Below are 14850 nucleotides of genomic sequence, written 5' to 3' on the forward strand. Positions count from 1 at the left end.
TTATCTATAATAAATTTCTAATGTCTAATCAGAGTTTAACCACTTTCTTCTACAATTTTTAATAAGTGCTTAAATTTATTTGCCCTTTAATACATAATTTGAGTTTAAGATTTAAAAGGAGTAGCCCATTTAGGATCAGTATACACGCTTGTTCCAGATAATGTTTTTAGAAAAGCAATAATCGCATTTACTTCAGTGGCATTAAGGTTAAGTTGTTGCCCAAATCCATTGGTTTTTAAACGATTATCTAGATTAGGATTGTTTGTAGCTGCATTTGTTAAATTTCCATAGTGACCAATAGCGGCTTGTAGTGTTGTAATAATTCCTGTGTGCATCATAGGACCATTTGTAGTCCCATCAGTTTTAACCAAATCTCTTAAACTAGGTGCTTTGGTAACGCTAAAATCAGAGCCTCCCTTAATAGATCCTCCTATACCATTATTTCGACTGTTTGGATTTATGTCAAATTCAGGAGCAGCATGACAAGCGGAACAACCTAATCCTCCGCCTATTCTATTTCCTGTTGTGTCAAATGTTGATGGTGTAAGGAATAAAGTTTTCCCTATATTTTCTTGTGCTGTAAAATTAGGAAATGTTTGATTATCATTAGCTACAAGAGCTCTACCTACATCATATTTAGAATCAAAGGATTGAATACTTTTTACAAATTGAGCTAAAGCAAGTTGAATTTTTATTTCAGTAATTTCTTCTGAACCATACACAAATTTAAAAAGTTCTTTGTAATAAGGAATGGCATTTAATTTACTTATCAGGTTATTAAAATCTAAATCTCCATTTGTACCGCTAAATCCCATTTCCGTATGATTTCGTATTGGTTGGGTTACTTGAAATTCTAGACTGGAAACACGTTCGTCCCAAAAAAAATGAGTTTCATTCGCAAAACGATTGTTTATTAATCGCATAGAATGTCTATCACTTGTTCCATTTACACCTTGACTCGCAGGTTTAGGATCACTAAACGCATAGGCTTGTTGATGGCAATTAGCGCAAGAAATGCTGTTATTTGATGAAAGATTTTTGTCATAAAACAAAACTCTTCCAAGAGTTGCACCTTTATCAGTTATAGGGTTTGTACTTGTATTAAATTTAGTTATGTAATTAGGAATTAGTTGATTAGTGTAATTATAAAGATTTTTTAAGTCTATTGTATTGCCAAAAGTAGCCGTAATATTAGGGAAATTTTCGGCTGTTGGGCTAATTTCTATATAAGATTCATCATTTGATTGACAAGACATAGTAAAAATAAAGAATAATGATAGATAGGTTATTTTTTTCATAGGGCTGATTTTTAGGTAAATAACTATTATATAAGACTAAAAAAAACGAAAAAGGTTTAATTTTAAATCTAAAATGTAATAGAATAATATTAAAGTATTTTTATATTTGTTCAACCAAACAAATTATCATACATATTAAAGAAATCAAATGAAATTATTAGAAGGAAAAGTAGCTATCATTACAGGTGCCAGTCGTGGTATTGGTAAAGGGATAGCAGAAGTATTTGCAAAAAATGGAGCCAATGTAGCTTTTACATATAGTTCATCAGCAGAAAGCGCATTAGCTCTAGAAAATGATTTAATAGCTTTAGGAGTTAAAGCAAAAGGATACAAATCAAATGCAGCTGATTTTAATGAAGCGCAAAAGTTAGTAGAGGATGTTTTGGCTGAATTTGGAACAATAGATATCCTTATTAACAATGCAGGTGTTACAAAAGATAATTTATTAATGAGAATGTCAGAAGAAGATTTTGATGCAGTAATTAATATTAATTTAAAATCTGTATTCAATATGACTAAAGTAGTTCAAAAAACGATGTTAAAAAATCGTGCAGGATCTATTATTAATATGAGTAGCGTAGTAGGAGTAAAAGGAAATGCTGGTCAAGCAAATTATGCGGCTTCTAAAGCAGGTATGATTGGTTTTACTAAGTCTATTGCATTAGAATTGGGTTCACGTAATATTCGTTGTAATGCTATAGCACCTGGATTCATTGAAACTGAAATGACTGCTAAGTTAAATGAGGATGTGGTACAAGGTTGGAGAGATACAATTCCTTTAAAAAGAGGAGGTAAACCTGAAGATATTGCTAATGCTTGTGTATTCTTAGCTTCTGATATGAGTACTTATGTTACTGGACAAGTACTAAATGTAGACGGAGGAATGCTTACATAATTTTGTTCAGTATAAGAACAGAATGCAAATCTAAGAATGTTAACATAAAGAAGTATGGTAAAGAGTAAAAATAATGATTTTTCATAAGTTTGCTCTTTACTAATTTACTATTTATTAATCACTAAAAAATGTCGATAAATACAATTTTACTTTTACTTTTAGCAATAATAGTTTCTGCTGGAATTGCTTTTTATCAATATTTATATAAAGCCAATTATAAATCACCTTTGCATTTGTTTTTGACTTTTTTACGTTTTACTTCCTTATTTTTGGTTTTGCTATTATTAATTAATCCAATAATTACTAAAAATACGTATGAAACATTAAAAACGCCTTTGCCAATAGTGGTTGATAACTCTGAATCTATTGAATTTTTAAAACAAAGTAAAATAGCAAAAGAATTATCTCAAAAAATATCTAAAAATTCAAAACTTCAAGAAAAATACGAAGTACAATTATTTTCTTTTGATCAAGATTTAAACACAGACCAGCCACTTAATTTTAAAGGAAAACAATCAAACATTTACAAAATATTTGAAAATTTAAAACAATTATACCGCACACAAAATCATCCTGTCGTTTTGTTAACTGATGGAAACCAAACACAAGGGAGCGATTATGTTTTTAACATTCAACAAAATGCTACTGTTTTTCCTATTATTTTAGGAGATACCGTTCAACACTTAGATTTAAAAATAAATCAATTAAATGCTAATAAGTATGCTTTTTATAAGAATAAATTTCCTGTAGAAGTATTTCTGAATTACACAGGAAATAAATCAGTAGCAGCTAATTTAAGTATACAAATGGCTGATAAAACCATTTATACTCAAAATGTTTCTTTTTCAGCAAAGAAAAAATCAGAAAACATATCCATTTTATTGAATGCTGATAAAGTAGGAGTTCATACCTATAAAGCAGTTCTTACTTCTACCGAAAAAGAGAAAAATAAGTTCAATAATATTAAAAACTTTGCTGTAGAAATAATAGATCAACGTACAGAGGTTGCTTTAGTAGCATCTATTGTTCATCCCGATCTGGGGGCTATCAAAAGAGCAATAGAATCAAATGCACAGCGTAAAGTAACTATGGTTAAACCAAAAGAAATTAAGGATTTGAATGATTTTAACGTTTTGTTTTTCTACCAACCAAATTCAGAATTCAAATCTATTTTGGAACAAAATAAAAACCGTAAGATTAATACTTTTGTAATTACGGGACTTCATACTGATTTTAATTTATTATCACAGTATTATAATCAATTTGATTTTAAAACATCCGTTCAAAAAGAAGATTATTCAGCTAAATTTAATAATAGTTTTACTTCTTTTTCTATTGATGATTTTGGTTTTGAACAATTTCCTCCTTTAGAAAATCCATTTGGGACTATCGTTCCAAAATCTGACGCAAATATTTTACTTACCGCACGTATCCGTACGATAACTACAGAAAGCCCTTTGTTAGCCTTTACTGAAAACGGGATAACTAGAAACGCATTTTTATTTGGAGAAAATATTTGGAAATGGCGATTGGAAAGTTATTTAAAAGAAAAGACTTTTGAGAAATTTGATGTTTTCTTTGATAAAATGACACAATACGTAGCTTCAAATACCCAAAAGAAAAATTTAGTAGTTAATCATGAAAATTTTTATAATTCAGGGGAAACAGTTACAATATCAGCTCAATATTTTAATAAAAATTATGAGTTCGATGAAAATGCTCAATTAACGATTGAGTTAAAAAACAATGACACAAAACAATTAAAAATATACGATTTTGTTAAAGGAAATAATGATTTTTCAGTTGCCTTTGATAATTTAGATGCTGGCAACTACATTTTTAAAGTAAAAGAAAAACAATCAGGAACACAGTATTTTGGTAAATTTCATGTTTTATATTTTGATGCAGAAAAGCAATTTGTAAATGCGGATTTAATTCGATTAAAACAATTAGCAGAAAATACAGAAGGTAAAATATATCTTCCAAAACAAATAGATGAACTCATTCTTCATTTAGAAAGTTTAGAAAAATACAAACCTACTCAAAAAGAAATTATAAAAAAATCTCCACTAATAGATTGGTTTTATGGATTAATCATATTGATTATATTATTAAGTATTGAGTGGTTCGTAAGAAAATATAATGGTTTGTTGTAAATAGTTTTTTGAAAGGATAAAATATTGTCAATTCTATCTAAAAAAATACTGAAAGATAAATCCATAAGAATAAGAATCAAATAATATTTTAAATTAGCGTCTGCCAATTATAAAATGATTTATCTGAATAGAAATGAATACCTTAATTCTTTTTATAAAATATTTTTTTAGTTCAGATAAACTTAACAACTTGTTTTAAGTTTATCTAAAATTCTATTTTGTGTTGGATCGGAGGAGAGTAAAATAAGATATAAAAAAGAAATTAGGAAAAATAGATTTTATTCTTAATAAAAAATCAAGAAATAAATGCAATGACTACTTACATTGTATTCTTCAATTGAAATATCTTTAATCATTTGTTGTTTCAAAATAACATTGTATTTTTTATAGAATAAATTTTAAAAAGTGGCTGTCTAAAAGCTTGCAATCTTGTCATTTGGATCAAAAAGAGTGAACACACGAAGCAACTCGCATAGGACTTCTCTTTAGGCGAAGTGAGAAACTAGATGTTAAGTTACATTTTTTAGACAACCACTTTTTATGATAGTTTTATTTTATAAAATTATTTTTGTTGAGCTACCAACTGAGCAATTTCTACAATAACATCAGTTGCTTTTTGCATACTTTCTACGGGAACATATTCATATTTTCCATGAAAATTATGTCCTCCTGCAAAGATATTAGGACAAGGTAGCCCCATATAAGATAACCTAGATCCATCAGTACCTCCACGTATTGGTTTAATAATAGGAGTAATACCTAAATTTTTCATCGCCTTTTCTGCTATTTTTACTATGTGCATCATAGGTTTAATTTTTTCACGCATATTATAGTATTGATCTTTTATTTCTATTTCTATAATATCTTCACCAAATTGCTTTTTATATTTAGAATTGATCTTGTCAGCAATTTTTTGCGCAAACTTTTTACGTTTTTCAAATTTCTTACGATTATGATCGCGAATAATTAATTGAACTGTTGTTTCTTCTATGCTTCCTTTGATATCAACAACATGAAAAAAGCCTTCGTAATTTTTTGTCTTTTCAGGGACTTCTTTTTTAGGTAATTTACTAATGTACTTATTAGCCAAAAGCATTGAATTAATCATTTTTCCTTTTGCATAACCAGGGTGTACACTTTTACCTTTGAATGTAATTTTAACGCCTGCGGCATTAAAATTTTCATATTCTAATTCACCAATTTGACTACCATCCATTGTATAAGCCCAGTCACATCCAAATTTTTCTACATCAAAAAAGTCTGCACCGCGTCCTATTTCTTCGTCTGGAGTAAAACCAACTTTTATAGTACCGTGTTTAATTTGTGGATTTTGAATAAGATACTCCATTGCAGTTATAATTTCTGTAATGCCAGCTTTATCATCAGCCCCCAATAAGGTTGTACCATCTGTAGTAATTAGAGTTTGACCCTTGTATAATAATAGATCTTCAAAATAACTAGGTGAAAGAACAATATTTTTTTCTTGGTTTAAAACAATATCTCCTCCATCATAGTTTTGTACTATTTGTGGTTTTACGTTCGCTCCTGTAAAATCAGGAGTAGTATCAAAATGCGAAACAAAACCTATTGTAGGAACTTTTTGTTCAATATTAGAGGGTAAAGTTGCTTGAATATAAGCTTTATCATCTATACTCACATCCTGCATTCCTATAGTTTTCAATTCTTCTACCAGTTTATTGGCAAGATCCCACTGTTTAGCAGAACTAGGCGTGGTATTAGAATTAGGGTCAGCTTCTGTATCTATCGTTACATAGCTTATAAAACGATCTATGATATGTTGCATAATTACGATTTTTGTTCTTTATTAAAATATACCAAATAGTAATACATCTGTTTTTCTTCGTCCCACCCTTTTTCAACAAATTTTTCTGCACTCTCGGGATTTACAAAATCTAATTTTATTTGAATATTCGTATCTAACTCAATTACATTTTTCATCTTCCTACGAACATCTGTTACTGCCTGATTAGCAATTGGGAAATTCGTTAAATCTTCAATACTATATTTTTCGCCTTTATCGACTTTATAGTTTTTAAACTCAGAAATTAAATCAGGATTATCTAATACATCGTTTAAAAATGTTGATTCTTCAAAATTATCATTTTTAGCAAAATGGTTGACTGCTCGGTTCATAAAAAGAACCTCTTCTTTTTTATCTTCAGCAGGCAAAACAACTTCTTTTGCAAAATCTTGGCAGAATTTTAAATATTTTTTGGTCATAAAATTTTCATCCTGAAACGCATCAACGCTTAAGAAATGTTCTAACCAATAGCGTGCATCATAACGGTTACTATCTACAGTTAAAATTTTATAACCCTCTTCTTTTTTATAGTTAAAGATTAAACAACCTTTGTCTAACTTTTGCAAATTAATTCCTTGTTGTAAAATCATTTCAAGATTTGTCCCTTTTTCTTCAAATTGAAGAAAATCTGACTTTATTTCACTTTTAAATACACCAATAGCATCTACAGGTTTATTATCAATAGAAACGTTTGTTAAGTATGTAATATAAACCTCTCCATTTTTTATGTGTGGGTGGTTGGATTGTTCAAAAAGATGTTTTGTTATTTTTTTTGAAAGATCGTGAATATTAGCAGGATTTGAAAAAATTTCAGTTGCTAAATTGTACATCTCATTATATTCTAAATCTACATCATGTGCAAACTGATAGTAATTTTCTTCTTTCTCTCTAAATGATTTAAAGAAAAATTCTTTTAGCAAAGGCATAATTTCATCATTTAGCCCATAGGGTTGATCTGATAGAAATATAGCCTCATTTCTACTTTTATTTCCTACACGATGAATGGATAGGTTTTCTATTTGTGTATTAAAAAGATTAATCATATTTTATAGTAATAGAACAAATATTTTTTTTATTGTTCTTGATTTTTTTTAAAAAAATTAATTCCAGTTTTCATCAAACCCAAAATCACTAAATGAATCGTCACCTTCAAACATATCTAAATCTTCATCATCGTAATCATCTTGAAAATCACCATAGAAATCATCTTGTTCAGCATCAAATTCTTTATCTGGTGCTGTAAGAGGGAGGAGTCCATGTGAGAATAACAAATCAGGATATGCCATACCTTGTTCAGGTTCTTCAATGGCAGCTAACTCAACAAAGAAAGTCCACATATTTAAAAAATCGTAGACATAGATTATCTTTGTGTTATTTTTATCAAAAGTAGATGATAAAATATGATCGACCATTGTTAATCCTTCACCAGGATTATCACTTGTATCAAATAAAGGAATTTCTTGATCTTGATTCCATTGATCATCACAGGTATAAAAAGCGGCCATTTCCATACCATCAAAACCAAAAGCATTTACAATAGCGTTATGTAAATCTTCTAAACTATCATTTTCTTCAATAGCTATATCTCTAAATACATCCTCTTCAGCATCAAGGATAACTCTGAATTTGTAAATCATAAAACGAATTATTTGCTAGGGTCAAAGGTAACCATAATTTTAGAAAACGAAATTTAGAATGAGCTTTTGTTAATAATATTTTTTCATGCTTCTTGTTAATCTTTAGAAATCAGAATGTTTAAAATAAATTATCACTTTAAAAGTAATAAATAGATATTGTCATGAAGTTATGATTGTAAAGCACTTATTAATAGCACTTTATTTTGTTTTTTTAAAAGATTTTATCTATTTATTTCTATTAGATTTTTATAGCAGAAAAACAATTTTATAATCTATAAATTACTATATACAATAAAATTGAAGTATTTTTGCGAGGTACTTGGTAAAAAAAACCAGTATAATTTTATTTTTAAAAAGTTGATTATTAATAAATTTATAATAAAATAGCTATATTGTTATGAATAAAATACAATGGGAAACAGCTCTAGAGTTTGAAGATATTACTTATAAAAAATGTAATGGTGTCGCTCGAATTGCTTTTAATCGTCCGGATATTCGAAATGCTTTTCGACCAAAAACAACTTCAGAGTTATTAGTTGCTTTTAAAGATGCCCATGAAGATACATCAATAGGTGTAGTATTATTATCTGCCGAAGGACCTTCTTCTAAGGATGGTATTTGGTCTTTTTGTAGTGGAGGCGATCAGCGTGCAAGAGGACATCAAGGATATGTAGGCGAAGATGGATATCATCGTTTGAACATTCTAGAGGTACAACGTCTAATTCGATTTATGCCAAAAGCTGTAATTGCAGTAGTTCCAGGATGGGCTGTTGGAGGAGGACATTCATTGCATGTAGTTTGTGACTTAACATTAGCTAGTAAAGAACATGCTATCTTTAAACAAACAGATGCAGATGTTACTAGTTTTGATGGAGGATATGGATCTGCTTATTTGGCTAAAATGGTAGGTCAAAAAAAGGCTCGTGAAATTTTCTTTTTAGGTAGAAATTACTCAGCTCAAGAGGCATACGAAATGGGAATGGTAAATGCCGTTATTCCACATGCTGAACTAGAAGAAACAGCTTATGAATGGGCGCAAGAAATACTAGAAAAATCACCTATTTCAATTAAAATGTTAAAATTTGCTATGAACCTAACTGACGATGGGATGGTAGGTCAACAGGTTTTTGCAGGTGAAGCTACACGATTGGCTTATATGAGTGATGAAGCTATTGAAGGTAGAAATGCGTTTTTAGAAAAGCGTAAACCTAATTTCGAGAAAAAATATATTCCATAATATATAGTTCTATCCGATCCAAAGAATACTTCTAGTTTTTATATTAAATGTTAAAAGCTAGAGGTATATTGTTATGATTTTTTATATTAGCCTTTAAGTTTATTAATATAGAGAAAGTTTAAAATGATATAAATAATAGTCTATAGAATGTATATTTTAATTATATTTGGACATATTATCATTATTCTTCCTAGAAATAAATTTTAAGTTTTTAAAATTAAGTCATTAAAATTTAAACGAATTATTTGATTTTTTACAATTGCTTCCTTGTCCTATAACAAGAGTTTTTGAAATTTATAATTTTATTTTTATTTTAAAAGAATTATTAATTTTGTTATTTATTATAATTCAAATGGTCATTTTTTTCTAATTGCCATTGTGAGTTATTCTTTATATTAAAAAAAAAATATGAAACACTGGATACAAGCTGCGCGTTTACGAACTTTACCTTTATCTCTTTCTGGTATTTTGGTAGGGAGTATGTATGCGTATAAAACAAGCCAATTGACTACTATTGAATCATTTGATTGGAGAATTTTTGTACTAGCTATCTTTACAACTATTGGATTTCAAGTACTTTCAAATTTTGCAAATGATTACGGAGATGGAGTAAAAGGGACAGACGCCAATAGGATAGGAGAAAAAAGATTGGTTGCAAGTGGAGAAATAACTCCAAAACAAATGAAAATAGCTGTATATATAACCGCTATTATTAGTTTTTTATCCGCATGCTTACTTATTTACCTTTCTTTTAAAGATATGTATCTCAATTACTCTCTTTTTTTTCTTGTATTGGGGATTGTTTCTATTATAGCAGCCATAAAATATACTGTTGGAAATTTTGCGTATGGCTATAGAGGATTAGGAGATATTTTTGTTTTCATCTTTTTTGGTTGGGTAAGTACCATGGGGGTTAATTTTTTGTTTACAAAAGATTTTAATGCTTTACTCATCTTACCCGCTTCTGCCATTGGTATGCTTAGCGCAGGAGTATTGAATTTGAATAATATGCGAGATGAAGTATTAGATCGTAGATCAGGAAAAAATACTTTAGTTGTAAGAATGGGCGGTAATAATGCAAAAAAATATCATTATTTTTTAATTATTACAGCCATGATTTTAATTCTTCTATTTGGCTACTTATCTAATTTTACTTGGGAACAATACTTTTTCTTAGTAGGATATTTCCCTTTGATAAGCCATCTTATGACTGTTCGTAATTGCTCAGATAATAGATCATTAGACCCTGAGTTAAAAAAATTAGCAATAAGTACTTTTTTAATATCTTTAATATTATCATTAACATTAATTTTTAATCAATAATGAATTGTAGTTATCATCCAATTGCAGAAAAAGAAATAAACGAATGGTATTGTGATTTGAAATTTCAAAGTATATTGGATCATGTATATTATGAAATTGTAAAAAATGGTAGACGTTTTAATCTTGGTGAGGAAAGTTTAAAATCCTATGTTGAAATAATGAAAATGGCAGCAAAAAATGCTCAGTCAAAAAATAATTTTGATGAAGCCCATGCTTACAACATAGCCCTTGTTCAAGGTCTTTTTAGAAAATATTTTTATTTAAAAGATTTTTCCTTTTCAAAACTAATAGATAAAAAATCCTATTTTGAGCGATATACCAAAAAATGGCAAGAAATAGTAAAAAAAGAAAAAGAAATACTTCTTAATTTTAATAATAAAATTTCAGGAGAAAAAAGTGGAGGAATATATATACCTTCTAATAAAGTAGTAGAATTATTACAAGATTATAGTAAAAAAGGAAGTGTACAAGATGATTTGAATTCTTTTTTTGGTGAACACATTACGATTTTTTTAGATAGCTTAGAATATGCTAGGCATAATAATCTAGGTTTATTAGAAGCAGCAGGTATTATAAATAAAGATTTTTTACTATCATCAAGCGATGTGAGCGATATTATCATAGAAAACTGTGATACTCAAAGTCTACAATTTGGATCTCAAACAAACCTGTCAAGACAAGAAAAACTAAGAGAAATAATCTTAGATATTCCTATTGCAAAAATACCTGAAACAGAATCTAAAGTAGAAAAAAAGAGCCTTTGGAAAAAAATATTTGGATAAATATTTAGTTTTTATTTAAAACTATCTAAAAGCAAACTTAACCATCATATTCTATATGATTTTAACCTAGATTAAGCATTAGACTTTTGATAAATCTAAAAAACATGGAAAATTTTTCTTGTAAATGTTTTACTACATTGAAAAAGTCCTTTTTTAAATTCAAAGACATTTTTATGTCTAATAAATTCTAATGCCTACTCTAGAGTTAAGTTTTTATCCTTATATAAAAACAAGTATTATAATTATTTTTTACCTTTTATACGGTTTGCGTACTTTAATTTTTGAGATGAATTAAAATGAAATTCCATTTTTATAATATACTTATTACTCTGAGTTTTTTTACAGGATATACACAATCCCCTTCAGGTTATTGGGATAATCAACGTGGGACGACTAAGGAAGTAAATCTTTCAGCTGGCGAAAAATTAGTCGTAAAAACCCAAGATTTACCCGTTGGAACTACTGAAATAGCGTATCGTATTACATTGCTTGACGAAAATCAAAAGATGGTAAATGATCTTGCATCTGTATTGAAAGCTATTCCAGATCCTTATTTTATAGGAAAAGGCACAGGAAGTGCTATTTCTTTAGTTTCATCTATTTCAGGAGTTGATAAATGTACGTACGCTATATTTGTAGATGAATTATCTAGTAATGATTTTATTAAAACAGAATCAATACAAAAAGCTTGTTTATATCAAAAAAATCCTGTAAGCAAAGATGCTAAATTAATTTCTTTAAAATCAGTCTGTCTACATGAAAACACTAAAAACCTTTGGTTTACTTTTAAAAATCAAAATTGGTTAATGAGTGAAAAAATAATATTAGAAGTTATTCCTTGGGTAGATTATACAGCTAGTAAAGGGTGGACTAAAAACAATAAAGAGATTATTTTAGAGATTATTAAACAAACTTCTTTATCTAAAACTTTAAAAACAGATGTATCCAATGCAATTGCTTTTGGTTTGCTTAATAAGATAATGGATAAATATCGTTTTCAAGATTTCTTAAATTTAAGTAAACAAGAACAGATTTTTTTTATAGAACAAAATGATCCAATATGTTTTAAACAGGCCAATTCTATGCCTCTTTATAATGATTTAATTTGTAAACAAGCTCAAAATTTATTTAAAAATAAAAAAGAAGAAGAAGCTATTAATTGGATTCAAAATAGATTAATTAATACAGAATACGCTAGTTCTTTAGATTATAATCTCTTGGCTGAAATGTATATGTACACAAACCAATTTGAGAAATCATTGCAAACCTTACTTTTGGCAGAAGATAAGGATAAGAGCGAATTAAAAGTAAAATTAAATTTAGCCCATATTTATATGTTTTTAGACGAAGTGTCTAAATCTAAAGAAATTCATAAAAAATATAAATCTCAAAATATTTCAGCTAAGCAAACATGGGAGAATAAAACTATAAATGATTTAGAAAAATTTAAAAGGTTATCTCTACCACAAGAAAATTTAGATAAGATTTGGAGATTATATAATTAAGTATAAAAATATAATCTAAAATGAAAGCAACTTATATAAAACATCTATTGGATTTTAAACGTCCTGCGGGAACTTCAAGAGGCGTTTTAAATCAGAAAGAAACTTGGTACCTAATTTTAGAAAAAGACAATAAGAAAGGAATAGGGGAGTGCGGCGTACTACGCGGATTATCCGTTGATGATCGACCAGATTATGAAGAAAAGTTAAAATGGGTTTGTAAGAATATTCATTTAGGAAAAGATAAACTTTGGACGGAATTACTAGCATTTCCTTCAATACAATTTGGGGTTGAAATGGCTTTTCAATCATTAGAATCTTCTAATCCTTTTGAATTATTTCCTTCTAAATTTACAACAGGAGAAGATGCTATTCCTATTAACGGCTTAATATGGATGGGAGATAAAGCATTTATGAAACAACAAATAGAAGAAAAAATTAATCAAGGCTTTTATTGTATAAAAATGAAAATAGGAGCTATTGATTTTGATCAAGAATATAAACTATTAAAATTTATTCGTTCAAATTTTTCGAATGAACAGATAGAGTTGCGAGTGGATGCAAACGGAGCTTTTGATTATACAACAGTATTTGATAAATTGCAAAAATTATCGGATTTGTCTATTCATAGTATAGAACAACCCATAACAAAAGGGCAAAAAAAATACATGAAAGACATTTGTAGTAAGTCAGAATTACCCATTGCACTAGATGAGGAATTAATAGGTGTTTTTTCATTAAAGGAGAAAGAAACTCTTTTATTAGAAATAAAACCTCAATATATTATATTAAAGCCTAGTTTTATAGGTGGATTTAAAGGTACTGATGAATGGATTCAGTTGGCTAAAAAGTATAATATTGGTTGGTGGATTACTTCTGCACTAGAATCCAACATCGGTTTAAATGCCATTGCTCAGTATACATTTATGAAGCAAAATCCTATGCCTCAAGGTTTAGGTACTGGTTCTTTGTATCTTAATAATATTGATTGTCCCTTAGAGGTTACGAATGGCTTTTTATCTTATAATCCAAAATTAGAGTGGAAGATTAAATCTATAAATGTTTTTTAAAAGTTGTCAAAAGAGCGTTTTATATTATTAAACGGTACTTTTTTGGGGAAGATCAACTCACTCTTCAGCTGAATCTTTTGGCACATTCATAATAACATAAACACTTGCTTATCAATAAAATAAGTCTTATATTAGAAGAAACAAACCCCGAAAAAGCTCAAAAAGAGTCAAAAACGGGGTTTTTCTTTAAATGCTATGGCAAAAAAAATACGTTTAAGCGAATTTCAATACCAAATTCCATTTTTTACCCTCAATAAAGATTTTGATGGTTTTTACGCCCAATTTTTAAAAACAGATTTGGGAAAAATTTATCTTTCGATGCCTTTTTCAGAGCTAGCTCAAGCCTTCAAACTGAAAGATTTTCAAAAAGGAACTCATTGTTATTTTAGCCCTAAGGGTAAAATAGCTCTGATGATGCTTAAAAACTACTACGGCTGTTCTGATAAAAAGTTAATTGAACTTCTCAACGGAAATATCTTTATGCCATTTTTTTGAGACATTCTGATTCCGATTGATAAACCATTGAAAAACTTTAAAATCGTGAGTCAAATCAGAATGGAGCTATCCAAAAATTTAACCATCCGTAAAGCCCAAGAAGTACTAGCAAAGAGCTGGATTCCTTATATGGGAGATTTAGACAAAATGCTTACGGATGCTACCTGTTATGAGAGCGAAGTGCGCTTTCCTACAAACCAGAAATTGCTTTGGGAATGTGTAGAGTGGAATTATAAGCAAATGGAATCTTTATGTCATTTATTTAAAATAAAACTACCAAGAACTAAATATTTAGATTGGTGTAAGCGATACAAAAAATATTCAAAAAAGAGAAAAAAACAATCAAAACATCGCACAAAAGTTACCCGAAGATTACTTAAATTATTGTACAAACTCAATGACGAACTTAGCCGTATTGAAACACAAAATCCATTTGAAGCCACTACAAAATACAGCAAACAACACTTGATTATCAATCAGGTACACAAACAACAACTTCAGATATTTAAAACCGGCAAAAGTCTTCCAAACAGGATTGTAAGTATTAGCAAAAGTTATATCCGCCCAATTGTCCGTGGGAAAGAAATAAAGCAAGTTGAATTTGGAGCCAAAATAAACAAAATTCAAATCGAT

The 14850-nt window shown here is 28.7% G+C and carries 12 protein-coding genes and 1 pseudogene; 9 read left to right on the top strand and 4 right to left on the bottom strand.

Features of this window, described 5'->3' with window-relative positions; genetic code table 11:
* Window positions 1-104: 104 nt before the first annotated feature.
* Window positions 105-1298, bottom strand: coding sequence for a cytochrome-c peroxidase (locus B0A78_RS13560; protein WP_249030967.1), 1194 nt, complete (start codon window positions 1296-1298; stop codon window positions 105-107).
* A gap of 148 nt (window positions 1299-1446) precedes the next feature.
* Here B0A78_RS13560 and fabG point away from each other — a divergent pair, with 148 nt between their 5' ends.
* Together fabG and B0A78_RS13570 are read left to right on the top strand one after the other, a co-directional pair.
* Window positions 1447-2193: a 3-oxoacyl-[acyl-carrier-protein] reductase gene (gene fabG / locus B0A78_RS13565; RefSeq protein ID WP_014164590.1), complete on the top strand. Its 747-nt coding sequence runs from the start codon at window positions 1447-1449 to the stop codon at window positions 2191-2193.
* 128 nt (window positions 2194-2321) lie between these two features.
* Window positions 2322-4349: a hypothetical protein gene (locus B0A78_RS13570; protein WP_097609769.1), complete on the top strand. Its 2028-nt coding sequence runs from the start codon at window positions 2322-2324 to the stop codon at window positions 4347-4349.
* 562 nt (window positions 4350-4911) lie between these two features.
* Here B0A78_RS13570 and pepT read toward each other — a convergent pair.
* Genes pepT through B0A78_RS13585 form a run of 3 tightly spaced genes read right to left on the bottom strand, consistent with a single transcriptional unit; the run spans window position 4912 to window position 7808 of the window.
* On the bottom strand, window positions 4912-6153 hold the full coding sequence (pepT, locus tag B0A78_RS13575; protein WP_014164588.1) for a peptidase T: 1242 nt from the start codon (window positions 6151-6153) through the stop codon (window positions 4912-4914).
* A 2-nt stretch (window positions 6154-6155) separates the two neighbouring features.
* Window positions 6156-7214, bottom strand: coding sequence for a nucleoid-associated protein (locus tag B0A78_RS13580; protein ID WP_014164587.1), 1059 nt, complete (start codon window positions 7212-7214; stop codon window positions 6156-6158).
* 57 nt (window positions 7215-7271) lie between these two features.
* Window positions 7272-7808, bottom strand: a complete 537-nt coding sequence (locus B0A78_RS13585; protein ID WP_014164586.1) for an IS1096 element passenger TnpR family protein — start codon at window positions 7806-7808, stop codon at window positions 7272-7274.
* A 397-nt stretch (window positions 7809-8205) separates the two neighbouring features.
* Between B0A78_RS13585 and B0A78_RS13590 the strand changes: the two genes are divergently transcribed.
* From B0A78_RS13590 to B0A78_RS13620, 7 genes and pseudogenes are all read left to right on the top strand, one after another.
* Entirely contained in the window at window positions 8206-9045 is an 840-nt protein-coding gene (locus B0A78_RS13590; protein WP_014164585.1) for a 1,4-dihydroxy-2-naphthoyl-CoA synthase, read from the top strand.
* Window positions 9046-9453: 408 nt separating this feature from the next.
* The gene (gene menA / locus B0A78_RS13595; RefSeq protein ID WP_014164584.1) at window positions 9454-10368 is read left to right on the top strand and encodes a 1,4-dihydroxy-2-naphthoate octaprenyltransferase; all 915 of its coding nucleotides are present in this window, start codon (window positions 9454-9456) and stop codon (window positions 10366-10368) included.
* Window positions 10368-11150 carry a hypothetical protein gene (locus B0A78_RS13600; protein WP_014164583.1) on the top strand — a complete coding sequence of 261 codons (783 nt, stop codon included), beginning with the start codon at window positions 10368-10370 and terminating at the stop codon, window positions 11148-11150. Before menA ends, B0A78_RS13600 begins: the two co-directional genes overlap by 1 nt.
* 296 nt (window positions 11151-11446) lie before the next feature.
* Window positions 11447-12655: a tetratricopeptide repeat protein gene (locus B0A78_RS13605; protein ID WP_014164582.1), complete on the top strand. Its 1209-nt coding sequence runs from the start codon at window positions 11447-11449 to the stop codon at window positions 12653-12655.
* Between the two features lie 20 nt (window positions 12656-12675).
* Window positions 12676-13722: an o-succinylbenzoate synthase gene (locus B0A78_RS13610; protein ID WP_014164581.1), complete on the top strand. Its 1047-nt coding sequence runs from the start codon at window positions 12676-12678 to the stop codon at window positions 13720-13722.
* Between the two features lie 195 nt (window positions 13723-13917).
* Window positions 13918-14217 carry a hypothetical protein gene (locus B0A78_RS13615; RefSeq protein ID WP_097609770.1) on the top strand — a complete coding sequence of 100 codons (300 nt, stop codon included), beginning with the start codon at window positions 13918-13920 and terminating at the stop codon, window positions 14215-14217.
* Window positions 14218-14262: 45 nt separating this feature from the next.
* A pseudogene (locus B0A78_RS13620) lies at window positions 14263-14850 on the top strand (hypothetical protein); the annotation flags it as partial.

Origin of the sequence: Flavobacterium columnare NBRC 100251 = ATCC 23463, assembly GCF_002530675.1 — a bacterium.
Classification (GTDB): Bacteria; Bacteroidota; Bacteroidia; order Flavobacteriales; family Flavobacteriaceae; genus Flavobacterium; species Flavobacterium columnare.

Excerpts from the sequence above, each read along its gene's own strand:
- B0A78_RS13560 (WP_249030967.1), bottom strand. The coding sequence starts at position 1,298 with ATGAAAAAAATAACCTATCTATCATTATTCTTTATTTTTACTATGTCT.
- fabG (WP_014164590.1), top strand. The coding sequence starts at position 1,447 with ATGAAATTATTAGAAGGAAAAGTAGCTATCATTACAGGTGCCAGTCGT.
- B0A78_RS13570 (WP_097609769.1), top strand. The coding sequence starts at position 2,322 with ATGTCGATAAATACAATTTTACTTTTACTTTTAGCAATAATAGTTTCT.
- pepT (WP_014164588.1), bottom strand. The coding sequence starts at position 6,153 with ATGCAACATATCATAGATCGTTTTATAAGCTATGTAACGATAGATACA.
- B0A78_RS13580 (WP_014164587.1), bottom strand. The coding sequence starts at position 7,214 with ATGATTAATCTTTTTAATACACAAATAGAAAACCTATCCATTCATCGT.
- B0A78_RS13585 (WP_014164586.1), bottom strand. The coding sequence starts at position 7,808 with ATGATTTACAAATTCAGAGTTATCCTTGATGCTGAAGAGGATGTATTT.
- B0A78_RS13590 (WP_014164585.1), top strand. The coding sequence starts at position 8,206 with ATGAATAAAATACAATGGGAAACAGCTCTAGAGTTTGAAGATATTACT.
- menA (WP_014164584.1), top strand. The coding sequence starts at position 9,454 with ATGAAACACTGGATACAAGCTGCGCGTTTACGAACTTTACCTTTATCT.
- B0A78_RS13600 (WP_014164583.1), top strand. The coding sequence starts at position 10,368 with ATGAATTGTAGTTATCATCCAATTGCAGAAAAAGAAATAAACGAATGG.
- B0A78_RS13605 (WP_014164582.1), top strand. The coding sequence starts at position 11,447 with ATGAAATTCCATTTTTATAATATACTTATTACTCTGAGTTTTTTTACA.
- B0A78_RS13610 (WP_014164581.1), top strand. The coding sequence starts at position 12,676 with ATGAAAGCAACTTATATAAAACATCTATTGGATTTTAAACGTCCTGCG.
- B0A78_RS13615 (WP_097609770.1), top strand. The coding sequence starts at position 13,918 with ATGGCAAAAAAAATACGTTTAAGCGAATTTCAATACCAAATTCCATTT.